The organism is Chryseobacterium mulctrae (assembly GCF_006175945.1).
GTDB lineage: Bacteria > Bacteroidota > Bacteroidia > Flavobacteriales > Weeksellaceae > Chryseobacterium > Chryseobacterium mulctrae.
Map to the genome: position 1 here is coordinate 2,878,284 of NZ_VAJL01000001.1, position 23,675 is coordinate 2,901,958.

Annotated in this window: 21 protein-coding genes, 8 tRNA genes and 1 other RNA gene; 24 read left to right on the forward strand and 6 right to left on the reverse strand. The window is 34.3% G+C overall.

Translation table 11 applies throughout. The features are described from left to right. Positions 1 to 11: 11 nt before the first annotated feature. From FDY99_RS13215 to ssrA, 5 genes are all read right to left on the reverse strand, one after another. Complete coding sequence (locus tag FDY99_RS13215; RefSeq protein WP_139422114.1) at positions 12 to 1,511, reverse strand: DNA primase family protein; 1,500 nt, start codon at positions 1,509 to 1,511, stop codon at positions 12 to 14. After that, a complete protein-coding gene (locus tag FDY99_RS13220; protein WP_139422116.1) occupies positions 1,508 to 1,753 on the reverse strand; it encodes a hypothetical protein in 246 nt (81 codons plus the stop codon). The genes FDY99_RS13215 and FDY99_RS13220 overlap by 4 nt, the downstream gene beginning before the upstream one ends. Positions 1,754 to 1,852: 99 nt before the next feature. After that, a complete protein-coding gene (locus FDY99_RS13225) occupies positions 1,853 to 2,143 on the reverse strand; it encodes a helix-turn-helix domain-containing protein (RefSeq protein WP_139422118.1) in 291 nt (96 codons plus the stop codon). 433 nt (positions 2,144 to 2,576) lie between these two features. Then, complete coding sequence (locus FDY99_RS13230) at positions 2,577 to 3,872, reverse strand: site-specific integrase (RefSeq protein ID WP_139422120.1); 1,296 nt, start codon at positions 3,870 to 3,872, stop codon at positions 2,577 to 2,579. A 194-nt stretch (positions 3,873 to 4,066) separates the two neighbouring features. Next, positions 4,067 to 4,468, reverse strand: a transfer-messenger RNA (tmRNA) gene (gene ssrA / locus FDY99_RS13235). 146 nt (positions 4,469 to 4,614) lie between these two features. On the opposite strand from ssrA, the gene rpsU reads away from it, so the two are divergent. From rpsU to FDY99_RS13310, 15 genes are all read left to right on the forward strand, one after another. Next, positions 4,615 to 4,812: a 30S ribosomal protein S21 gene (gene rpsU, locus FDY99_RS13240; RefSeq protein WP_034723363.1), complete on the forward strand. Its 198-nt coding sequence runs from the start codon at positions 4,615 to 4,617 to the stop codon at positions 4,810 to 4,812. An 82-nt stretch (positions 4,813 to 4,894) separates the two neighbouring features. Then, positions 4,895 to 5,782, forward strand: coding sequence for a tyrosine-type recombinase/integrase (locus FDY99_RS13245; RefSeq protein WP_139423817.1), 888 nt, complete (start codon positions 4,895 to 4,897; stop codon positions 5,780 to 5,782). Continuing rightward, positions 5,779 to 6,069, forward strand: coding sequence for an HPF/RaiA family ribosome-associated protein (locus FDY99_RS13250; protein WP_139422122.1), 291 nt, complete (start codon positions 5,779 to 5,781; stop codon positions 6,067 to 6,069). The genes FDY99_RS13245 and FDY99_RS13250 overlap by 4 nt, the downstream gene beginning before the upstream one ends. A 107-nt stretch (positions 6,070 to 6,176) precedes the next feature. Beyond that, a tRNA-Thr gene (locus tag FDY99_RS13255) sits at positions 6,177 to 6,250 on the forward strand. A gap of 20 nt (positions 6,251 to 6,270) precedes the next feature. Then, positions 6,271 to 6,351, forward strand: a tRNA-Tyr gene (locus tag FDY99_RS13260). A gap of 97 nt (positions 6,352 to 6,448) precedes the next feature. Beyond that, positions 6,449 to 6,521, forward strand: a tRNA-Gly gene (locus FDY99_RS13265). A gap of 91 nt (positions 6,522 to 6,612) precedes the next feature. Then, a tRNA-Thr gene (locus FDY99_RS13270) sits at positions 6,613 to 6,686 on the forward strand. Positions 6,687 to 6,706: 20 nt separating this feature from the next. Then, positions 6,707 to 6,787 (forward strand) — tRNA-Tyr (locus tag FDY99_RS13275). A gap of 86 nt (positions 6,788 to 6,873) precedes the next feature. Then, positions 6,874 to 6,946: transfer RNA gene (locus FDY99_RS13280), tRNA-Gly, on the forward strand. Positions 6,947 to 6,986: 40 nt separating this feature from the next. After that, positions 6,987 to 7,058: transfer RNA gene (locus tag FDY99_RS13285), tRNA-Thr, on the forward strand. A gap of 264 nt (positions 7,059 to 7,322) precedes the next feature. Then, positions 7,323 to 8,003 (forward strand): response regulator transcription factor, encoded by a 681-nt coding sequence (locus FDY99_RS13290; RefSeq protein WP_074232007.1) that lies wholly within the window; start codon positions 7,323 to 7,325, stop codon positions 8,001 to 8,003. A 32-nt stretch (positions 8,004 to 8,035) separates the two neighbouring features. Continuing rightward, positions 8,036 to 9,400, forward strand: a complete 1,365-nt coding sequence (locus tag FDY99_RS13295) for a HAMP domain-containing sensor histidine kinase (protein ID WP_139422124.1) — start codon at positions 8,036 to 8,038, stop codon at positions 9,398 to 9,400. 428 nt (positions 9,401 to 9,828) lie between these two features. Next, entirely contained in the window at positions 9,829 to 11,070 is a 1,242-nt protein-coding gene (locus FDY99_RS13300; protein ID WP_139422125.1) for a TolC family protein, read from the forward strand. A 131-nt stretch (positions 11,071 to 11,201) separates the two neighbouring features. Further along, complete coding sequence (locus FDY99_RS13305) at positions 11,202 to 12,284, forward strand: efflux RND transporter periplasmic adaptor subunit (RefSeq protein WP_139422127.1); 1,083 nt, start codon at positions 11,202 to 11,204, stop codon at positions 12,282 to 12,284. A gap of 195 nt (positions 12,285 to 12,479) precedes the next feature. After that, positions 12,480 to 15,581 (forward strand): efflux RND transporter permease subunit, encoded by a 3,102-nt coding sequence (locus tag FDY99_RS13310; RefSeq protein WP_139422129.1) that lies wholly within the window; start codon positions 12,480 to 12,482, stop codon positions 15,579 to 15,581. Between the two features lie 95 nt (positions 15,582 to 15,676). Here FDY99_RS13310 and FDY99_RS13315 read toward each other — a convergent pair whose 3' ends face one another. Beyond that, positions 15,677 to 17,182, reverse strand: coding sequence for a DUF4394 domain-containing protein (locus FDY99_RS13315; RefSeq protein ID WP_139422131.1), 1,506 nt, complete (start codon positions 17,180 to 17,182; stop codon positions 15,677 to 15,679). 246 nt (positions 17,183 to 17,428) lie between these two features. Between FDY99_RS13315 and tuf the strand changes: the two genes are divergently transcribed. From tuf to rplL, 9 genes are all read left to right on the forward strand, one after another. Further along, entirely contained in the window at positions 17,429 to 18,640 is a 1,212-nt protein-coding gene (tuf, locus tag FDY99_RS13320; protein WP_102980872.1) for an elongation factor Tu, read from the forward strand. A 58-nt stretch (positions 18,641 to 18,698) separates the two neighbouring features. Further along, a tRNA-Trp gene (locus FDY99_RS13325) sits at positions 18,699 to 18,769 on the forward strand. A 12-nt stretch (positions 18,770 to 18,781) separates the two neighbouring features. Next, positions 18,782 to 18,988 (forward strand): preprotein translocase subunit SecE, encoded by a 207-nt coding sequence (gene secE, locus FDY99_RS13330; RefSeq protein ID WP_066678600.1) that lies wholly within the window; start codon positions 18,782 to 18,784, stop codon positions 18,986 to 18,988. 20 nt (positions 18,989 to 19,008) lie between these two features. Further along, positions 19,009 to 19,551, forward strand: coding sequence for a transcription termination/antitermination protein NusG (nusG, locus tag FDY99_RS13335; RefSeq protein ID WP_074232001.1), 543 nt, complete (start codon positions 19,009 to 19,011; stop codon positions 19,549 to 19,551). A 192-nt stretch (positions 19,552 to 19,743) separates the two neighbouring features. Then, complete coding sequence (locus FDY99_RS13345; protein ID WP_162304172.1) at positions 19,744 to 20,751, forward strand: hypothetical protein; 1,008 nt, start codon at positions 19,744 to 19,746, stop codon at positions 20,749 to 20,751. Between the two features lie 229 nt (positions 20,752 to 20,980). Beyond that, positions 20,981 to 21,427, forward strand: a complete 447-nt coding sequence (gene rplK, locus FDY99_RS13350) for a 50S ribosomal protein L11 (protein ID WP_034679146.1) — start codon at positions 20,981 to 20,983, stop codon at positions 21,425 to 21,427. Positions 21,428 to 21,438: 11 nt separating this feature from the next. Continuing rightward, positions 21,439 to 22,131 (forward strand): 50S ribosomal protein L1, encoded by a 693-nt coding sequence (gene rplA / locus FDY99_RS13355; RefSeq protein WP_074231999.1) that lies wholly within the window; start codon positions 21,439 to 21,441, stop codon positions 22,129 to 22,131. 17 nt (positions 22,132 to 22,148) lie between these two features. Beyond that, positions 22,149 to 22,736, forward strand: a complete 588-nt coding sequence (rplJ, locus tag FDY99_RS13360) for a 50S ribosomal protein L10 (RefSeq protein WP_074231998.1) — start codon at positions 22,149 to 22,151, stop codon at positions 22,734 to 22,736. A gap of 48 nt (positions 22,737 to 22,784) precedes the next feature. Further along, positions 22,785 to 23,150 carry a 50S ribosomal protein L7/L12 gene (gene rplL / locus FDY99_RS13365; RefSeq protein WP_074231997.1) on the forward strand — a complete coding sequence of 122 codons (366 nt, stop codon included), beginning with the start codon at positions 22,785 to 22,787 and terminating at the stop codon, positions 23,148 to 23,150. The last annotated feature ends 525 nt before the right edge of the window (positions 23,151 to 23,675 follow it).

A 23,675-nucleotide genomic window follows, 5' to 3' on the forward strand; every position in this document is an offset into this window, starting at 1 on the left:
AAAAAAGGTTTTTATTTAGCTACATTTTCTACATCACTTACATAAACAACGTTTCCCATTGCCCTCCTTTCGGTTTCAAATCCTACCATTCTCAAACGATCAGCAAATGTTTTCGCAGATAATGGACGATTTCCGTTTTCTTCTGAAAATGTCTTGAATGCATTATACAAATCTTTCAAAGGTTCCGGACGTGTGCCAGGTTTCAAGAAATTCTCAAGGATGAACATTTGAACCGGATCAGATTGTTGACGATATTCGTTTAAAGTCTGTTTTATTTCTTCCGATGGTGTGAACTCTTTATTTACTAAAAGTGCTGTCAATCCTTTTAAAGCCCAATTCAAAACTCCTGAAAGTTCGGTTTTGATAATCTTTTTAGACAATTCAGGATCTTGATTTTCTTCTGAAATAGTTTTGTCAAAATGAATGATAAGAAACCTTCTAAAGAATGCATTTGTCTGTTCACCAACTAAAAAGCCATTGGTATTAAACATTAATTTTGCATAGTTTTTAACCGTGATGGGGTCCCCATAGGGTAGACGTGCCTCAATTGGCTCACCGCTTGCAAGTTGTTTGAAAATTGCTGCCTCAATATTGTTATTGATTTCACTCGAATAATTCAGAAGCTTATTTGCTATTTTAGCTCTATAATATCCGTTTTCATTTGTCAGAGACGAAAGAGAAAAATTACTCACATTGTGATCTCCGAGCAAAGCTGTAACAATATCAAAAAATACAGATTTCCCATTCGCTCCGGTTCCATAGCAAAGCAATACTTTTTCTAATTTTAAGCCGTTTCCATGTCTCATGAAAATATAGCCTAAATACTCACTGATAACGGTTTGTTTCTGCTTGCTTAAAACCTCATCGAGAAAACTATTGAAAATCGGTGCAACTGCTGCCGGATCATAGCAGAAAGGCAAAACATAAGTAAGGAAATCTTTTGGTTGATGTTCTCTGAGATTTACGCCTTTCTCTGAAATTTCCAGTGTACCGTTTTGAAGATTGATTAAAACAGATTCCGTTTTTGTTTCTGGTTTTGGCAAATGAGCAACCGAAAAGAATTGCTGAAGCATTTTTTTACGGAAATCAAAGTATGAAGCATCATATTTCGGAACTCCGAGAACCTTTGCGCAATCGCCTAAAAACCTTTCGAGTTCGTTATCTTCCAGACTTTGCCAATACACACTATTATAGGTGTAGACAATGTTATTATGTAGACAGAAATCCATCTTTAAGTTTTCCGCTAACTGCAATATTTTTTCAGTAGCGATAACAATATAATTTTTCTGCTGAAGTTTGAATTTGGAAAGCTTTTCTGTAATCTTGCTTTTTTCTTCCTGACTATCAGCATCATCGAATTGTTTACGCAGTTCGATTACTCCGGGATAAACTTCAGCGATAAAATCTGCGGGTTGTAGAGCTTTTTTAATATTATCTAAAACCTCGATTTGTTCGAGTTCCCTCGTAGCCTGAACCGCCGGCTTTATACTTTCTAAAACGGCTAAATTCATTGTAATAAGGTTTTTATAAGTTCTGGGTTTGTCGTCAGATAATCGGCTTTGCGATTTGTTATTTTGCACTCACCATGAAAACAGACTTTTAATTTTCCTGCTTTTTGAAGTGTTCTTTTGTAACGTGTAAGGTTTTTTTGTGGTATGTTCAGTATTTTAGATGCCATCGAACATGTCACAGTATTTTTTTTCAGATACTCATAAAATATTTGTCTCTGATCTTTAAAATATTTATCTTCCATTGCAATAATCTTTTGCAACTCAGGGAAATAAGCGTTATATTTGCGGTAATCTCTTATTCACTCACATACTCCCGCCTGCTCCGTTTTGCTGCGGGTTTTTTATTTTTTTAAAGGGACAAGTTGTTTTACGATGTCATCGTACTTGTAATATCGTCTTTTCTCAATGCCGTAGGCCGTAATAATATCCTCCTTTTCCCATTTCCATAATGTCTGGCGGGTTATGCCTAATAGTTCGCAAGCTTCTGCGCTTGTAAGAATCTGTTTAGGTAGTTGGGATGCATTTTGAGAAAATGATTTTTGGAAATCAAGAAACTGTTTTTTGATAATTTGCAAATCCTCTCTGATCTCTAAGGTCATAGTTGGGACTTCATCAAATGAAACTTTACTCATTGTGAACGTTTTTAATTTGTTAAAACTAATCCGCCTCGTCTTTGAGAAAAATTTGTAATTTTGCTTTTGTATTGGCTTGTGAGGGTGAGATTTTACAAGTCAATATTTTGGAACGCAATTTAAAATTGATCTGCTCGGCTTCGGTCGGGCTTTTTTTTTACTTAAAGCTTTACTTTAAGTGGGGTTGTCTAATTTGTTGATAGCAAAGTTAATTTACTTGAATTGATTTTGCAATAGAGAATGTTAATACTTTATTCAATCTATAATAATAATGTGGTTTAAAAACCGTTTTTATTACAAGTTCTTACCTAAACGTGTTTAATTGAGCATTCAAAAAACCTCTACTTTTAACGTAACTATGTAAAGCAATACCTATAAATAAAGATGAAAATGTAGATAATGTAGCAAATGCACGCTCAAAAACAACTTTATTTTACTCAAATCCTGAGCTTTTAAATTTTGCTTTTGTCATTTCTGCCATTTCAAGGGAATTTAACTTATTATAAACCTCAACCATCTTTTCGCGAGTATGTCCGGTTATCTTTCGGATTGAGTCCAAATCAACATTATTTATAAAAAGAGATACAAACGTTCTTCTTCCAACGTGGCTTGTAATCACATCATGTTTTGGGAAATAGCCTACTATTTTTCGGTAAACGGTTTTATTATTCACTTGCACCGGCTGTCTGTATTTCGGAGCATAAACCATTTCCGTTATTTTAGCTTTTTCACATACTAACTTTATGTAATCATTGTATTTCTGGTGGCTTATCTTTCTGGGGAAATTTCCACCTCTTTTATTTAAAATTTGCTCAACCTCTTTAAAAAGTGGTATCGTGATTTTGGAGCCTGTTTTCTCTTGGGTAATTGGCAGAAACTTATTATTATTTTCGTCTGTGATAATCTTCTCGAAAGTAAATTCCATTAAATCAGAAACTCTCTGAGCTGTCCAGCAACTTATAAGCAGCCAATCTCTGGCATTATCTAAATAATCTGTATCAAACTGTACTTTCCTGATTTCTTCGAGTTCCTCCCATGTCAAATACGGATCATCCGGATCAGTAGTGTTGAGGTTTGGAAAATCTTTTGTCAATTCCCAATAATCAGGATCATCTGAAACTTTGATCTTTTTCCTTTTCGCATATTTCCAAAAGTCTTTGATATTCCCCAGGCTTTTACGAATGTATGATCTTTGATATTGTTTCTTGTCGAGATAAATACCAAAATCATTTTTAAATCGATCATCAATATCCTGAATCCTTAATTTAGGATTAAAGCCAGATACTAAATTCCGAGTTCTTTTATAAACCTTTTTTGTGCTGTCAGCGATTCCGATATTCATCAGGCAGTAATAATCAACAAAGTCGGCAAAATCAGTCGGAACCGTATTCTTTGAAGCTGAGGTATTAAAGAATTCCCCTAATTTAGTTTCGGTCAAAGAATCAGTATCAATAAGCATCGAGAAATATTCATTGAATGAAGCTTCAAAGGCACTAAACCGCTGATTAAAATTTGCAACCTCATTTTGTTTCTGGATTTTCAAAGGATTTGAATTTTTCAATTTGTTTTCCTCTTCAGATAATTTCATTCTTTTATTATCCTTATTCCATCTGGTTTCCGATATTTTAAATTCAGTCGGTTTGATAAGTTTTAAATCTTTTCCGTGAGTAATCGAAATATAAATCTTCTTTACATCTTTTGTGCCTCGTAGAAAAAATGAATATGCCATACTACAATTATTTACTACAAAAATAAACTTTTATCTTATTTGTAGTATCATTTGTAGTAAAATAGATTTACATTAACTTACATTAGTTTACAGTATTTAACTATTGAAGCCTTTATTTAAAGGTGTTTAGCGTTATTTTAGAAATGTAAAGGCAATAAAAAAGCCACTTGCGATAAGTGGCTGTGTAAAGTGGGTTGTGGAGTTGGAGGGATTCGAACCCTCGTCCAAACAAGCAATACATAAGATTTCTACATGCTTATTCTGCTATTGGTTTTCGACTGGAGGCAGAGAGCAGACACCCAACTTCCAGCTTATCTTCTAAAATTTTCGAGTTTTAGCTGAAGCTTCTAAAACCTTATTTCCGCATTACTATATCCCAGAATCAAACGCCGCAGAACAGAGCATTTGTGGAATATCTTGCTTCCCTACTGAAATCTTCGGGAAAACGCTTGATCTACTATACTTCGATATTAAGCTGCAAGAGCGAACTCTTCGTTGCCAGTTAAAATTTTGTAGCAAGGGATTAAAGAGATCGCGCTACGGTTCTCTGCATGCTTACTTACCCATTGGTCTTGCTGTCGAAACCAGTCAACCCCATAGATTAGTATGGCAAATATACGATTTTTTGTTGAAATTAATTCATATTAGCGGTTCTTTGGTAAATTATTGAAATTTAAATGTTGATAATTTTGTAGTTTCATAAAAAACCTTTAGTTTTGCAATCCAAAATGAGATGTAATATATGTTAATAATTCCAGTAAAAGACGGAGAGTCTATCGACAGAGCGTTAAAAAAATATAAAAGAAAATTTGATAAAACGGGTACAGTTCGTCAATTAAGATCTAGACAAGCTTTTATCAAGCCTTCTGTAACTCTTAGACAATCTAGGCTGAAAGCAGCTTATAAGCAAAGAGGATTAAGCAAGGAAGAGCAAGCTTAAGAAATTTTCTTAAACACATACTAAATCACTTCTTAAATAGTTATATTTGAGAAGTGATTTTTTTTTTTTTATAATGACCATGATTCAAGATAGATTTTTAGATTATCTGCAGTTCGAAAAGAGGTATTCTCCTCATACCATTACAAGTTATCGTCGTGATCTTGACGATTTTTATTCTTTTTATCTCAAAACCGAATCCTCAGAAGACCTTCTGAAGGTAGACAAAAAAATAATCAGAAATTTTGTTGTTGAACTTAGTGAAAATGGTATTTCAAAAAGAACAGTGAACAGGAAGCTTTCTACGCTTCGCAGTTTTTATTTATTTCTTCTAAAATTGGGTGAAATTGAAGTTTCTCCGGTCGAAAGCGTATCATCATTGAAATTTTATCCTGAACCGCAGATTCCTCTCTCACAGGATGAGATGGGCGTTTTACAAAATAAAATATTTTCTGAAGTGGAAGATTTACTTGTGAAATCTATTATCGAAGTTTTATATCAAACAGGAATTCGTAAATCTGAACTTTGTGGCTTAATATTTGAAAGTGTAAACTTAGAAGAAAACGAACTTAAAATCTTAGGAAAAGGTAATAAAGAAAGATATATTCCTATTTCTGAAAATTTGAGTTCATTGCTTAAAGACTATCGTAAAATACGAAAACCGCTAGAGGAATTTAAGTCTTATTTTTTTATCAATAAAAAGGGAAAAAAACTGACCGAAAAATTTGTCTATGTAGTAGTTAATAAGTACCTTAGTCTTATAACTTCTAAACAAAAAAGAAGTCCTCATATTTTAAGACATAGCTTCGCGACGCATGTTTTAGACAATGGGGCAGAGATATCAAAAGTTAAAAAAATATTGGGTCATTCTAGTCTTGCAAGCACACAAGTGTACACTAATGCCAATATTGAACAGTTGAAAAAAGTGTTTAATCAGTCTCATCCAAGAGCAATTAAAAAAGAAGAATTATGAAGATTTCAGTACAAGCAATCGGCTTAACTCCACACGAACCGCTAGAGTCACATGTAGACAAAAAAGTAAGTAAACTAGGAACGTTTTATGACAAGATTCAGGAATGTAAAGTGTTCTTGAAAGTAGAAAATAATTCAGACAGAGCAAATAAAACTACCGAATTGATTTTGGTCGTTCCGGGTGATGATATTGTAGTAAAAAAGACATCTTCCAGCTTTGAAGAAAGTTTAGATCTTTGTGTTGATGCGGCTAAGAAACTGTTAATCAAGAAAAAAGAATTAGCGTAATAAAAAAAGTAAAAAAACTTTGATAAAAAGTTTGAGATTTCAAAAAATCTGTTCTATATTTGCACTCGCAAAAAGGAACATCGATCTTTTGAAATCTTTTTAATTTTGCCTCCATAGCTCAGTTGGCTAGAGCAGCTGATTTGTAATCAGCAGGTCGTGGGTTCGAGTCCCTCTGGAGGCTCAATTTAATATAAAATATCTGGGGAGATTCCAGAGTGGCTAAATGGGACTGACTGTAACTCAGTTGCTTCGGCTTCGTAGGTTCGAATCCTGCTCTCCCCACATTTTATGTTAAAAAATAATTAGAAAAAAGTCTTGCAGGTTCGAAATAAATTTTCTAGATTTGCAAACCGGTACCAATGATTTTGGAAACAAAATTGCGGAAGTAGCTCAGTTGGTAGAGCGTCAGCCTTCCAAGCTGAATGTCGCGAGTTCGACCCTCGTCTTCCGCTCAATTTCACACCGCATTAGGCGTGATTTTTTTTAACTGCTGATGCAGCACAGAGTAGAGTTTCTCTGAAAGCTTTCAGTTTTTATTAAATTGCCTCCATAGCTCAGTTGGCTAGAGCAGCTGATTTGTAATCAGCAGGTCGTGGGTTCGAGTCCCTCTGGAGGCTCAATTTAATATAAAATATCTGGGGAGATTCCAGAGTGGCTAAATGGGACTGACTGTAACTCAGTTGCTTCGGCTTCGTAGGTTCGAATCCTGCTCTCCCCACATTTTATATTACAAAAAAACTTGCATATTTAAAGGGTTTTCCTTAAGTTTGCACAGCGTTTACCAATAGTTTTGGAAACAAAATTGCGGAAGTAGCTCAGTTGGTAGAGCGTCAGCCTTCCAAGCTGAATGTCGCGAGTTCGACCCTCGTCTTCCGCTCAACAAAAATCATACTCTATAGTGTGATTTTTTTGTTTAGGCCGACTTAGCTCAGCGGTAGAGTGCTTCCTTGGTAAGGAAGAGGTCACGGGTTCAAGTCCCGTAGTTGGCTCACTTTTTATCCCGATTTCTTCGGGATTTTTTTTGCCTTAAACTTTAGATATAAAAGCATTCCAATTTCTAATATTCTTTTAAAATAAGCAAAACCTTTTTCAAATTAAAGTTTAATATTATTTTAATCAATCATAATATAAGGTTTAAAAGACTTTAGAAAGAAGTCTTTAGGAAATCTGAAAATTAAACTTAAAGGTTCTATCAAATCAATTCCACCAAATAATCCTGAAATTTTCATTAAATTCGTTATAAATATTTCTTGATGAACATTCTCTTATTAGAAGACGACCTTATTCTCTCAGCTGAGTTGAGTAAATTTTTAGAATCAAATCAATTTACATGTGATAAAATTTATGACGGCGAAACTTTTCTCCGCCAGATAAAGAATAATGTGTACGATTTATATCTTTTAGACATTAATGTTCCAAAAGTTAATGGTTTGGATGTTTGTCAGACCATTCGCTCTTTTGATAAAAATACCCCGATCATTATTATTTCGGCTTATGGAGATATTTCAGATAAGAAAGATGCGTTTACGAGATTGGCAGATGATTATTTGGTAAAGCCTTTTCAGTTTGAAGAATTATTGCTTAGAATGAACTCACTTTTGAGAAGAAAAGTTCCTTCTGACAATATAGATTTAGATATTATAAGGATTGATGATTTAATTATAAATAAAACCGAACAAAAAGTTTTCCGTGCAGGAAACGAAATTGCGTTGACTTTAAAAGAATTCCAGCTTCTTGTTTATCTTGCAGAAGCGCAGGGAAGAACGGTTTCTAAACAACAGATCACCGAAAATGTCTGGGAACATAATTTTAACACCAATACCAATACGGTAGAAGTTTACATCAATTTTTTAAGAAAAAAGATCGACAAAGAATATAAAGTAAAGTTGATTCACACCAGATCTGGTTTTGGTTATTACCTAAATCCTTTATAATGTAACTAACAACGCAACTAAAAACCATCTGAATGTCTTTAAAAAGGAAGATTGCGCTTACGTTAAGTGTTTCGTTTTCGCTGCTTTTTGGGGTTGTTTTAATCATTATTTATATTTCTTTTAATGATTTCCGCAGGGAAGAATTTAAAGACCGATTTGTAAGGCGATTAGGATTTACCACCAATTTTATTTCAAAATCTAAAAATTTTGAGAACGAAGCGCCTATCTTTTTTAATGAAAATTCAGATAATTTCCTCTTAAATGAAACAATTTTAATTTTCAACGGTCAAAAAGAGCTTATTTATAGCACAATAAAAGATCAAAAAGTAACCTGGAGCAAAGAACTTCTTATTGAACTCGACAAGAAAAAAGACATTTACAACGAAGAAACCGTTCCTGAAGTATATGCCGCTTTAAAAAATATCAACGGAGAAAATTATTACATTCTCACCAGTGCTTACGACACCAACGGAAAATCGAAGCTTGAGTACTTGAAATATCTTTTAATTACCGCTTTTATTACCTGTACTTTGCTGATCGGATTTTTCAGTTATTATTTTATGGGAAAATTTCTTCAGCCTTTGGAAGATTTGAATAAAGAAATTTCAGAAGTTACGGCTCATAAACTGACAACGCAAATTCCGGTGGAGCAGTCTAATGACGAAATCAGCATTTTAGCAAATTCATTTAATACAATGATTGTACGATTGAATGATGTTTTTCAGTCCCAAAAAGACTTTACGGCAAGTGCATCCCACGAAATCAGGACTCCGATTACAAGAATGGCTTTTCAGCTGGAAAATTTAATTAAATTAGAGCAGCATTCTCCAGAAACTCTTTCCGCTTTGAAACAGATGTTGAAAGATGTTTATCAATTATCTGATCTTACAAATTCACTTTTACTTCTCACAAAATTCGATAAGGAGAATATTCAGAGTATTTATGAAGAAGTAAGAATAGATGAAGTGATCTTTGAATCTTTCGACCGAGTGCAGAAAAGCTATCCCAATCTAAAAATGGATTTCCTTATTTCTGAAGAAACGCAGGAGAATGCTTTCTTAACCATCAATGGAGTTCAGTCGCTTTTAGATATTGTATTTATTAATTTACTGAAAAATGCAGCAGTCTACTCTGACAATGCTGATGTGAAAATTCTGATAACCGAAAATGAAACTCATCTTTCTGTAGATGTTTTTTCAGAAGGTAATACCATTTCTGAAGAAGAGCAACCAAAACTTTTTGAAGCTTTCATGCGCGGAAACAATTCTCAGAATATTTCCGGTTCCGGTCTTGGACTGCGAATTGCAAAAAGAATTTTAGAATATCATAATGCAAATATTCAATACAATTCTCCTTCTGAAAATATGAACAAGTTTAGTGTGATTTTTAATAAATAAGATTTTAGAAGTATTGAAAGTATCTTTTAAGGTTTAAATCTTTTTATTTTTATTTTCTCGCAGATTAAACAGATTTCGCAGATAAGAGATGTTAAAAAAAAATCTGCTTAATTTGGTCAATCTGCGAGAGTATTTTATCATTCAATTTTAAAATAAATTCTGTGAGATCTGTGGAAAAAATTATAAACCATTAAGATTTATTAAGGAGTTAAGAATATTAAGCTGAGCTTGCTTTAAGTACTTATCATTTTAAAATCTATTTGATTTTTCTTAATAAAACTTAACTTCTTAAATTCCCTTAATGGTTCCAAATTAATAGTTCAGAAAATATTTTCATTCCCTCCCAAAACCAAATTTAATTTTTTTTTAAGCCTCCTTTAAGTTCGTTTTAATCGAGCAACCGCACTTTTGTCATCAAAATTGAGAGAATGAACAAAATTGCAGGACTGTTCGTGGTGATTTCTTCAGTGATATCGGCGCAGCAGCAAATGTCGCTTTTGGAGTGCGAAAATGCCTTTCAGCAAAACAATCTTCAGCTTCTTGCCGAGCAATACAGCATCAATATGGCAGATGCAGATATTTTGCAGGCGAAAATCTGGGAGCTTCCGCAGATGAGTGGCTATATCAATGCTTACAATCCCCAAGACAAAAGAGTTTTGGATGCAGGAAGAGCAAAAGGTTTCGAAGTAACCCAACTGATTTATATGGGCGGAAAAAAGAAAAACGAAATCGCTTTTGCAAAATCTAATAAAGAACTGGCTCAATTACAGTTTTCACAGCTTTTGGTAGAGTTGAGAACTCAGCTTCACACCAATTATTACAATCTTTACTACGAAAAACTCAAGCTTGAAAATACCAATAAGCAATTAGGGTATATGAACGATCTTTTGAAAGCGTACAAAGTGCAGTCTGCAAAAGGAAATGTTTCGCTGAAAGATGAGGTTAGGCTTCAAAGCATCGTTATTCAGTTGAATAATGATAAAGTAAATATCAATAAAAATCTTTTAGAGTTTGAGCAGAGCCTTAAAGTTCTTACCGGAATTACTGAAAATATAGAGCCTAAGATTTCTGATGAAGAAGCGAAGTTGGTCTTAACGGCACAGCCTTTCGGTGATGATGATGAGTTGAAAAGAAAAGCACTAGAAAACAACGCCGATTATTTATTCATTTTAAAACTGATTGATAATTCTAAATTATACGCGCAATGGCAAAAATCATTGAATGTTCCTGATTTGAATGTTGGTGCAGAATATGATCAGGCTTCCGGAACTTTTAATAATGAAATTAATTTGAAGGTCGGAATTCCTATTCCATTATGGAAAAGCAATAAAGGAAATGTAGAAAAAGCCAATTACGCCATTAAGCAGAATCAGAAAAACGCAGAATTTCAGAAACTCAATTTAGAAACAAAAGTGCAGTCTGCCTTTCAAATCTGGAAAACCCAATACGATCAGTTAGCCGAAATAAAATCTACCGACTTAAGTAATCTTGATCTTGTCTATGACGGAATGCTTAAAAATTTCAGAAACGGAAACATCAGTTTAATTGAATTTACAGATTTCATGGAAAGCTATCGTCAAACCGCACTGCAGATCTATGATATGAAAAACGATTTGATGGAGTCTGCCATTAAGCTTAATCAATTAGTACAAACCAAAATTTTCTATTAAATATAAAATTTCTACAGTCTTTGCTAAGTGAAATCGAAGATTCGACGTAAGTCAAACGCCTTTGCGAACTTAAAAACGGCATGTTATTTAAAAAAATCTTTGCGCCCTTTGCGTTTTAATAATAATCTACAATGAAAAAAATAATTATACCCTTGTTTTCAGCTTTGCTTTTATGGTCATGCTCAAAACCTGAAATTGCAAAAACTCCCGAGCCAAAAGGTTTTGAACTGAGCAATACAATGCTCGAATCAATTTCCACAGCGAAAGTTGAGAATAGAAATATAGAAGATTCATATAGTTTTTACGGTAAAATCTCTGCCGACAGAAATTCTTATATCGACGTATTTCCGTTGGTCGGAGGAAATGTAATGAGTGTGAATGTGGAACTGGGAGATTATGTAAGAAAAGGTCAGGTTTTAGCGACGATAAGAAGTACCGAACTGGCAGAAGTACAAAAAGATGTAAGCGATGCAAGAACAGATCTGCAGGTTGCTAAAAATAATCTTCGGGTTGCAAGAGAAATGTACGAAGGAAAACTGAATACGGAAAGAGATGTTTTGGAAGCAAAAAGCCAGCTTCAGAAAGCCGAAGACCAAATGCAGAGAGCATCTGCAGTAAGTACGGTTTACAATGTGAAAAACGGAAATATTTATAGTGTTTTAGCACCAATCAGCGGATACATCGTTCATAAGGACATTAATAAAGATATGCAGCTGAGAAGTGACAGAAGTGAAAATATTTTTGATGTTGCGAATACCACAAATGTTTGGGCAATTATGAACATCAATGAAGCAGATATCGATAAAATAAGTCTTGGAATGCCCGCTCAGGTTTCCACATTATCTTATCCGGATAAAGTTTTTGACGGAAAAATTGATAAAATATTCAAAATTATCGATCCTGAAACCAATGCAATGCAGGCAAGAGTTGTTCTGGATAACGCCAATGGATTGTTGATTCCCGATAGTAAAGCAACAATTAAAGTTTCAAAATCTGAAAATAAAATGGCGCTTTCTATTCCTTCAAAAGCTGTGATATTTGATGATGACAGAAGTTATGTTGTCGTTTTTAAATCGAGAACTGATGTGAAGATTAAAGAAATTCAGGTTTTAAAACAGCTGGGTGACGTCACATACATTTCAGAAGGTCTTAAAGAAGGTGAAAATGTAATTACCAATAATCAGTTGTTGATCTATCGTTCTCTAAAAAATTAATTGATCTAAACCATTAAGATATTTTGAAATAGTAAGCGATTATCATTAACCTATTATTTAACCAAACTAAGGAATCTTTTGATATGCCTTAAGTCAGCTTTACCATTCATTTTCTTGATGGTTTTTAAATCATTAGATAAAATTAAACACTTAGTTATTAGTCTAATATCTAAAGTCTAACATCTAATTTCTATCATGAATAAATTCATAAAAAATATAATATCGTTTTCACTTAAAAATAAGGCTTTTACCTTTATTTGGGTGGCGATTTTGGCGGTTGCAGGGTTTATAAGTTTCAAAAACATGCCGATCGAAGCTTTTCCCGATGTTACCAATACTCAAATTGTGATCATTACGCAATGGGATGGTAGAAGTGCCGAAGAAGTCGAGCGTTTTGTCACGACGCCGATTGAACTAGCGATGAGCCCGGTTCAGAAAAAAACTAGTGTTCGAAGTACCACCATGTTTGGTCTTTCTATTGTTAAAATTCTGTTTGATGACGGAGTTGATGATATGTTTGCCCGAAATATGGTCAACAATCAGCTTCGAAATGTAAGTCTTCCTGAAGGTATTGATCCCGAAGTACAGCCTCCTTACGGACCGACCGGAGAAATTTTCAGATATACTTTAGAAAGTAAGAAAAAAGATTCCCGTGAGCTTCTTACTTTACAGAATTGGGTGATCGACAGAGCGCTTCGTGGTGTTCCAGGAGTTGCAGATATCAATGTTTTTGGAGGTCAGGATAAAGTTTTTGAGTTGAGTATTGATCCGAGAGCTTTAGATAAATATAATTTAACGCCGTTACAGGTTTATGAAGCGGTGACGAAAAGTAATTTAAATGTCGGTGGAGACGTTATCGAAAAAAACGGACAAGCCTATGTTGTACGAGGAATTGGTTTGGTACAGTCGATAGACGATATCGGCAATATTACTATTCATAATGATAGCGGAAACCCAATTTTGGTAAAATATGTTGCTGAGGTTCATGAAAGTTCGCGACCGAGAGTAGGGCAGGCTGGATTAAACAATCAGGATGATACGGTAGAAGGAATTGTGGTGATGCGAAAAGGTGAAAATCCGCGTGAAGTTTTGGTAGGCGTAAAAGCTAAAATTAAAGAGCTTAACGAAAAAATTCTTCCCAAAGATGTAAAAATGGTCACTTTCTACGACCGTGATAATCTGATGGATTTTACGACAGAAACGGTGATGCACAATCTGATGGAAGGAATCATCCTTGTTACGGTGATTGTTTTGATCTTTATGGCAGATTGGCGAACGACTTTAATTGTTTCCATCATCATTCCTTTGTCGTTGCTTTTTGCGTTTTTATGTTTAAAAATGGCAGGAATGAGTGCCAATTTATTATCATTGGGAGCCGTAGATTTCGGAATTATCATTGACGGAGCCGTCGTCATGGTCGAAGGGATTTTTGTAATGCTCGACCATAAAGCCAAAAAATATGGTAATGAAAGATTTAATAAACTCGCAAAAGCAGGTTGGATCAAACAAACCGGAACCGGTTTAGGAAAAGCCATTTTCTTTTCAAAATTAATTATCATCACTTCATTAATTCCAATTTTCTCATTCCAGAAAGTGGAAGGTAAAATGTTCTCGCCTTTGGCATTTACCCTTGGTTTTGCATTGTTAGGTGCTTTGATTTTTACCTTGACTTTAGTTCCTGTTTTAACGCATTTATTGTTAAATAAAAATGTAAAAGAGAAAAACAATCCGTTTGTGAATTTTTGGGACAGAATTGTACTGAAAGGTTTCAGCTTTACATTTAAACATAAAAAATTAAGTTTAATTACAGCGATTTCGTTTATGGCGGTTGCTTTATTTTCTGGGAAATTTTTAGGAACAGAATTTTTACCTCAATTAAATGAAGGTTCACTTTGGATCACTGCAGAAATGCCGATGAGCTCCTCTTTAAAAGAATCTTTGAAGACAGCTGATATTTTAAAGAAAGACATAATGAGTGTTCCTGAAGTAACCGATGTTTTGGCGCAAACCGGACGAAGCAACGACGGAACTGATCCGAATGGATTTGGATTTGTGCAGTTTGCGGTCAATCTTAAACCTAAAGATGAATGGAAAAGAAAGATCAGCTATGAAGAATTAACAGAAGAAATTGACAAAAAACTAAGGAATTATCAAGGAATAACATTTAATTATTCTCAACCTATTTCTGATAACGTTGCTGAAGCGGTTGCCGGATTTAAAGCTGAAAATGGAATTAAAATCTACGGGGATAATCTTCAGACTTTGGATGAATTGGCGGATAAAGTTTTAAAATCAATAAAAGATGTCGATGGAGTTCGTGATGCAGGAATTATTAAAAATATCGGTCAGCCGGAAGTAAATGTGGTTTGGGACAGAAATAAAATGGCAGCTTATGGTGTAATGCCGGAAGATGCACAAACAGTTCTGGAAATGGCTTTTGGTGGAAAAACGGCTTCTGAAATGTATGATGGTGAAAGGAAATTCCCGATTCGTTTAAGATATTCTCACGAATACAGAAAAGATGAAAATGATATTGCTTCACTGATGATTCCTACGCAGGATGGAACAATGATTCCGCTGAAAGAGGTCGGAAATATTGAAAAAAATAACGGAGCTGCGTTTATTTACCGTGATGACATTAAACGTTATATCGGAATTAAATTCTCAATTCGTGACCGTGATTTAGGAGGAACGATTGCAGATGCACAGAAAGAAGTGGCAAAAATTGATCTTCCCGAAGGATATAAAGTGGGGTGGACTGGTCAATTTGAAAACCAGCAAAGAGCAACATCAAGACTTACAGAAGTGGTGCCGATAAGTATTTTAGGAATATTCTTCCTGTTGTTTATCCTTTTTGGAAACATGAAAGATTCCCTTTTGGTTTTGGCGAATGTACCTTTTGCTTTGATAGGTGGAATTATCGCTCTTCATTTAACCCGAATGAATTTCGGAATTTCTGCCGGAGTTGGGATGATTGCTTTATTGGGAATTTGTATTCAGAATGGAGTGATTTTGATTACGGAATTTCATCAGAATGTAAAAGACGGATTGCCGTTGGATGAAGCTGTATTTAACGGAGTAAAATCCAGAACAAGACCTGTAATTATGACGGCTTTAATGGCATCCATTGGATTATTACCTGCTGCATTATCCACTGGAATAGGTTCTGAATCTCAAAAACCTTTGGCGATCGTAATTATTGGTGGTTTAATTACGGCAACGATTCTTACTTTATTAATCTTCCCAATTATCTTCTGGATTTTTAACAGAACAAAGAAAACCGAAGAAATTATTTAGAATTATCTTTCATTTACATTATATAGTTTGAAGCGCTGAAAAATTAATTTTTCAGCGCTTCTTGTAAATATTAAAACTATGTAAAATTTGTGTCATTAAAATCCTAAACCAATTGTAAAACCTCTTACAGAATTGGGATAATTAGCTAATGATGTGGCAGAACCATTGGTTGTATTTACGGTGTAAATTTTTGTAGCTCCTGCAACAGTAGCTATTAAATACGCTTTGTCGCTTGTACTTCCGATGTCAAAACCATTGGCTCCATCAATGTTGATCCCTAAAGATCCTCTTTCTACTAAAGTTCCGTTATTAGGAGGATTTTGCAGGTAAATTTTGTCGGTAGAATGATCAATTACAAATAGGGAAGTACTCGTTGCACCTGCAAAATTGCTGGTGTAAGCTGCAGCGCTTAAAGTTGGTGTTCCCGGATTAATAGTGCCATCAGTTGCGGTAATTCCTCCCGTAACAGGATCTAATCTTAAATTTTGTCCGGTATTGCTTACCACTCTTATTTTATCAACGGTTGGGTTAAAATCAAAGCCAAACTCAGTTCCTGCCAATAAAGTCGGAAGTTGTGCACCGACTGCTGTTGCAGCTCCATTTCCTAAATTGATGGTATAAATTCTGCTCGAGCTTCCTAATGCATATAATTGTCCGTTTAAAGGCCTGAAATCAATACCCAAAATGTTTTCTCCAGATTGAAGACCTGTGATTGCTTTCGTTACAGGTTGAGGATTATTAGGATTAAAGATTTGTAATGAATTAGTATTGTCAACTGCATACGCAACAGGATTTGTAGGAATTGCCAGATCGATTACTTTCTGTGAAAGATTTCCGATGTTTGTAGCTTTTCCGTTCGTTAAATTTACGGTGTACAAAGTATTTTGTGTACCAGTTGTTGCCGCCATTATGGCTAAAGTATTATCAGTATTGATATCGAAGGCAGCTTGTCCAGTAAAAGTAATTCCTAAACTTCCTACTTCTACTAAAGTTCCGTTATTGGGCGGATCTTGTTTAAAAAGTTTTCCTGCAGTAGCATCAAGGTCATATAAAATGGTAGAAGTTGCTCCCGAAAAACTGTTGGTGTAAGCAATTCCCATAATGGAAGACGTGGTTGCAATATTCGTGTCAGTTGCTGCAATAGCACCAGTTTCAGGATGTAAACGTAGGTTTTGCCCGGTATTGGTCACCAATCTTATTCTGTCTACGGTTGGATTAAAATCAATGGATGCTACAGTTCCGGAAATTACAGGTGAAAAAGCTGTTGTACTTACAGCTCTCGTAGAAGCGGTAGAAGTATTAATAATATAAAACTTGCTTGCATTAGACACAGCATACAATTCTCCGGTAGCCGGTCTGAAATCAATGCTCATCAATTTTTCTCCGGATGGAATTCCCATAATGGGTTTTGTAGAAGTAAATGTTGAGGAATTGTTGGTGTTAAAATAGACCAGTTGATTGTTTTCTGTTAAACCATAAACCATCGCATTGGGTAAAGTAGTTGCAACAGGTTCTTCAGGCATCATATTTTCGTCATCATCACAAGAAATTACCGTGACAAAAGCAAATGTTGCCATGCAAAAATTGAATAGTTTTTTCATAATAATTTATTTTAAGTGGGTTTCTAAGATCATTTACGAAAGAAAATTAGCCATGGATTTTTGCAAACCCTTTTTTTTTTTGATTTTTTTTGCTTAAATTTGCATTCTGTTTAGAAAAAACAATCTGGTTTGTGACTTTCTGGGTTTAGTATGAAACTTTTTTTGATAAAAAGATTTTGGTATATAAAAATTCATTATATTTGCACACCGAAAATTTGAATAACAATAAAATAAATAATTTAAATCATGGCAAAGGAAACGTTTAATCGTAACAAACCACACTTGAACATTGGTACTATTGGTCACGTTGACCATGGTAAAACTACACTTACTGCAGCTATTTCTGCTGTATTAGCGAGCAAAGGTCTTGCTGAGAAAAAAGATTTCTCTGCTATTGACTCTGCTCCAGAAGAAAAAGAAAGAGGGATTACTATCAATACTGCTCACATCGAGTACGAAACTGAAAAAAGACACTATGCTCACGTTGACTGTCCAGGTCACGCGGATTACGTAAAGAACATGGTAACTGGTGCTGCTCAGATGGATGGAGCTATCGTAGTATGTGCTGCAACTGACGGACCAATGCCTCAGACTAGAGAGCACATCTTGCTTTGTCGTCAGGTAAACGTACCTAGAATTGTTGTTTTCATGAACAAAGTTGACATGGTAGACGATGCTGAATTATTAGAGCTAGTTGAAATGGAACTTAGAGACTTATTGTCTACTTACGAATTTGACGGAGATAACTCTCCAGTAATTCAAGGTTCTGCATTAGGAGCTCTTACTGCTGCTACTGCTGCTACTCCTGATACTGAAGATAAATGGTTCAAATCAGTTGAAGAATTGATGGACGCTGTTGATACTTGGATCGAGCAACCACCAAGAGATACTGAAAAGCCATTCTTGATGCCAATCGAAGACGTATTCTCTATTACAGGTAGAGGTACTGTAGCAACTGGTAGAATCGAGGCTGGTGTTATCAACACTGGAGATCCAGTTGATATCGTAGGTATGGGTGATGAGAAATTAACTTCTACTATTACAGGAGTTGAGATGTTCAGAAAAATCCTAGACAGAGGTGAAGCTGGTGATAACGTAGGTCTATTGTTGAGAGGTATTGAAAAAACTGACATCAAGAGAGGTATGGTAATCGCTAAGAAAGATTCTGTTAAGCCACATAAAAAATTCAAAGCTTCTGTTTATATCCTTTCTAAGGAAGAAGGTGGACGTCACACTCCATTCCACAACAAGTACCGTCCTCAGTTCTACGTAAGAACTACTGACGTTACAGGTGAGATCTTCTTACCAGAAGGTGTAGAAATGGTAATGCCTGGTGATAACTTAGAGATCACTGTAGAATTGTTACAGCCAATCGCTCTTAACGTAGGTCTTAGATTTGCGATCAGAGAAGGAGGTAGAACAGTAGGTTCTGGTCAGGTTACTGAAATCTTAGAATAATTATCTAAATAATACAAAAAAGGCTTCCGAAAGGAAACTCTCGGAAGCCTTTTTATCTACGGGCATCGTCCAATGGTAGGATACCGGTCTCCAACACCGTTGATCAGGGTTCGAATCCTTGTGCCCGTGCAAATATAAATTATGAGTTCATTTGTCGATTTTTTAAAAGGTTCTTATAACGAATTCAGACATAAAGTTGAATGGCCAAAATGGTCAGACTTACAGTCTTCTACAATTGTAGTTACTGTTGCTACTGTCATTTTAGCATTATTTACTTTCGGTGTTGATGAATTGTTTTCAAAATCAATCAGCAACATCTTAGGAATACTAATTAACAGCTTCAACTAATAAAAACTATTTTCTAAATAATGAGCGAATTAAAATGGTATGTACTGAAAGCAATTAGCGGACAGGAAAATAAAGTGAAAAACTATATTGAGACAGAAATCAAACGTTTAGGGTTTGAGCAGTATGTTACTCAGGTGGTTATTCCTATGGAAAAGGTGATTCAGCTTAGAAACGGAAAAAAAGTTCCTAAAGAAAGACCTTACTATCCAGGTTACCTAATGGTAGAAGCAGATCTGATGGGGGAAATTCCTCACGTTATCAAAAATATTCCGGGGGTAATTTCTTTCTTAAGTTTAACAAAAGGAGGAGATCCTGTACCGATGAGAAAATCTGAGGTTAACAGAATGCTTGGTAGAATGGATGAACTTTCAGAATTTGCTACTGATGCAGAAGTTCCTTTCATTGTTGGAGAGAATGTAAAAGTAATCGATGGTCCTTTCAACGGATTCAATGGTACAGTAGAAAAAATTCTTGAAGATAAGAAGAAAGTAGAAGTATCTGTTTTGATCTTCGGAAGAAAAACTCCAATGGAGTTGAGCTATATGCAGGTAGAAAAAGTTTAAAATATTATTCTAAAATATGTGAAGGTTACTTTAAAAGGTAACCTTTTTTTGTTCATTATAATACATGGTATGATTTCATTTGCGAAGAAGAATAACATTTTTTTATTGTATTGTTTTTTTTTAACTGCAATCTTCTTATATATAATCCTAAAATTATACGGAAAGGCAATATTGCCTGTTCATGAATGGACCATGTCTGACTGGCTTGTTAACTACCAAGACGGTGGTTTTAAACGTAGAGGAATTAGCGGGACTATTTTTTTTGCAATACAGGATCTATTTGGAATATCATTGCCTATTCAGATTTTTATTGTTCAGGTTGTTTTTTATATTCTTGTTTTTTTCTCCTATTTTAAGCTGTTAATCTCGAAAAAAATTGATTGGAACATTTTAGTATTGCTATGCTCGCCATTATGTTTTATGTATTTTCCAATTAATTTGTCTTATTCAGGGAAAAGAGAAATTATTCTTTTTGCGCTTGCAGCATATTTTGCATTAGGTAGAATGACTATTCTCAAAGAAAGAGCCTTTTTAGTTTTGTTCTGCATAGGATTGCTCATCCATGAAATGTTTTATTTCTTTTTGCCTTTTTTTATTTTTATACATATTCTTAAAACAGAAAAAAAGAAATATTCATTTTGGATAATGGTCTTCATTTGGCCTACTCTTGTTATGGGGATACTATATTTTTTCGGGAAAGATCTTAATTGCGGTCACAGCTTGGAAATTATTAAAGAAAGAGGCGTTGTTTTTGGTGAGAATAATATTTTCTTTTTTAAATTTTGGGATAGCATAGAGATTGTTAAAAATGAAATTATTTCCTATATCATATTCATATTTGAGCTTGTTATCGAAACCTTAATGTTTTTATATTATGTATTTTTATTTTATAGAAATAAATTTTATACACTGGTGAAGTTTGTTCTAATAAGTTTAATTTGGGTAATTCCTTTGTATTTTTTGGGAATTGATTGGTATCGTTGGGATCATATATATTCTATGCTTTTATTTATCATTGTTGTATCTATGTTACCTGATAATGAGGGTAATAAAATTTCGTTTAATCAAAATCCTTTTTTAAAGAGATTTTTTATATTTAATATACTTTTTTTTATCTTTTTTTTCATTCATATACAATACGATGGAAGAGGTTTTTCATTACAAAATGTAAAGGAATATTATTTCTCTAAGTTTTTATAAACTTCATCACAATGTCTTGCCCATTTTGGTTATGATATTTTCGAGTGCTTAAAAAAATAATGTAAATATTTTAATTATCTGATTAAAACTCAAACAATTAATTTGCTAATTAAAAAATATTTCATAATTTTGCAGTCCGAAAAGTAGGTTTACTTTATGTGAGTGCGGTAACCTGCTGAATAATAAATGCTTCCAAACTCATTAATTATTCAAATTTAAAAAACAAAAAATGGCTAAAAAAGTCTTTAAAATGGTTAAGCTCCAAGTAAAAGGAGGAGCAGCAAACCCATCTCCACCAGTAGGTCCAGCTTTGGGTTCTGCAGGTGTGAACATCATGGAGTTTTGTAAGCAATTTAACGGAAGAACCCAAGATAAGCCAGGGCAAGTTTTACCTGTAGTAATTACAGTGTACGAAGACAAATCTTTTGAATTCGTAATCAAAACTCCTCCTGCAGCAATCCAGTTGATGGATGCGGCTAAAATCAAAGGTGGTTCCGGAGAACCAAACAGAAACAAAGTAGGTGCTGTATCTTGGGCTCAGGTTCAAAAGATCGCTGAAGACAAGATGACTGACCTTAACTGCTTTACAATGGATTCTGCAGTTTCTATGGTTGCAGGTACTGCTAGATCTATGGGATTAAGAGTAACAGGAACTAAACCAACTTTTAACGCTTAATACTTAGAGAAATGGCAAAATTGACTAAAAAGCAAAAGGAAGCTTTAAGCAAAGTAGAAAAAGGAAGAATCTATAACCTTGAAGAAGGTTCTGCTCTTGTAAAAGAGGTGAACACTGCAAAATTTGATGCTTCTGTAGATATCGCTGTTAGATTGGGTGTAGATCCAAGAAAAGCAAACCAAATGGTAAGAGGTGTTGTATCTCTTCCTCACGGTACTGGTAAAGATGTTAAAGTTTTGGCTTTAGTAACTCCAGATAAAGAAGCTGAAGCTAAAGAAGCGGGTGCTGACTATGTAGGTCTTGACGAATATTTACAAAAAATAAAAGAAGGTTGGACTGACGTTGATGTTATCGTTACTATGCCAGCTGTTATGGGTAAATTAGGACCTTTGGGTAGAGTATTAGGACCAAGAGGTTTGATGCCTAACCCTAAATCAGGTACTGTAACTATGGAAATTGGTAAAGCAGTAACTGAAGTAAAAGCTGGTAAAATTGACTTTAAAGTAGACAAATACGGTATTATCCACGCTGGTATTGGTAAAGTATCTTTTGATGCTGCTAAAATCAAGGAAAATGCTCAGGAATTGATCTCTACTTTGATCAAAATGAAGCCAACTGCTGCAAAAGGAGTTTATGTAAAAAGCATTTATTTGTCTTCTACAATGAGCCCTGGTATTGCAATCGATACTAAATCTGTTAACTAAATATAATCCTTAAGACAATGACAAAAGACCAAAAAGTTGTAGCGATACAAGAGATCAAAGATTTGCTTCAGGATGCTAAAGTAGTTTATGTAGCAGATCTAGACGGTTTGAATGCTGCTAAATCTTCTGATTTCAGAAGACAGGCTTTCAAGCAAAACATCAAAGTAAAAGTTGTAAAAAATACACTTTTGCAAAAAGCAATGGAACAAATTGACGGAGTAGATTTCTCTGAAATGTTCCAAACTTTCAAAGGTAACTCTGCATTAATGATTGCTGAAACAGCTAACGCTCCAGCAAAATTAATCAAAGACTTTAGAAAAAAAGAAGAGAAGCCGGCTTTAAAATCAGCTTTCGTTCAAGAAACTTTCTATGTTGGTGACAACAACCTTGATGCTTTAGTAAGCATTAAGTCTAGAGAAGAAATGATCGGTGAAATCATCGGATTACTTCAGTCTCCAATTCAAAGAGTTGTTTCTGCTCTTCAAAACAAATCTGAAGCTGTAGAAGCTGCAACTGAAGAAGTTGCTGCACCTGCTGTGGAAGAAACTCCAGCTACTGAAACTCCAGAAGCTGCTGCAGAAGGAGAAGCTCCAGCTGCAGAATAATTAGACTCTCAAAAAAATCAATCAATAATCAACAAAAACATTACAACAATGTCAGATTTAAAAAATTTAGCTGAAACGCTAGTAAACTTAACAGTAAAAGACGTAAATGAATTAGCTACTATCCTTAAGGATGAGTACGGAATCGAGCCAGCTGCTGCTGCTGTAGTAGTTGCTGCAGGTGGTGCTGAAGCTGCTGAAGAAAAGACTGAATTCGACGTAATTCTTAAGTCTGCAGGTGCTTCTAAATTAGCTATCGTTAAATTGGTAAAAGATTTAACTGGTGCAGGTCTTAAAGAAGCTAAAGACATCGTAGACGGAGCTCCTTCTGCTATTAAAGAAGGTATCTCTAAAGACGAAGCTGAAGCTCTTAAGAAGCAATTAGAAGAAGCTGGTGCTGAAGTAGAATTGAAGTAATTCATCTTATTCTATAAAATAGAAAGGCCTGAGCATTTGCTCAGGCCTTTTTTTGTTTTTATCATTCATAAATAATTAATGTATTGTATAACAGTAATTAAATATAATTGTATTTTTTATGATCATATATGTGTATGATTGATAAATATCTAAAATTAAAATGTATTCATTGAATAATAATTGTGTTTTTTTGATTTATTTTAGTTTTATTTGTGAAAAAAACTTATTTAATTTGAAAAATTGTTATATTTGCATACGAAAAAAACACGAAAATTATGAAAATAAAACTACCTTCTTTTCCATAGTTATTTTAGCTCTTTATTAAGCAGTCTTTTGATTAACTAATTACAGGAAGAATAACATAATCCTTCAACAATTATGGTTGTGTGAGATATTACGGATAGATGTTAAAAATCAAGTTTTATAATAAAGGATAGCTACTATTCTGCTTGTTTATGAAGTAGGAGGATGATAGAAGATTAATTATTTTAATAAAATACACAAATATCGCTATAAATGAAAAAT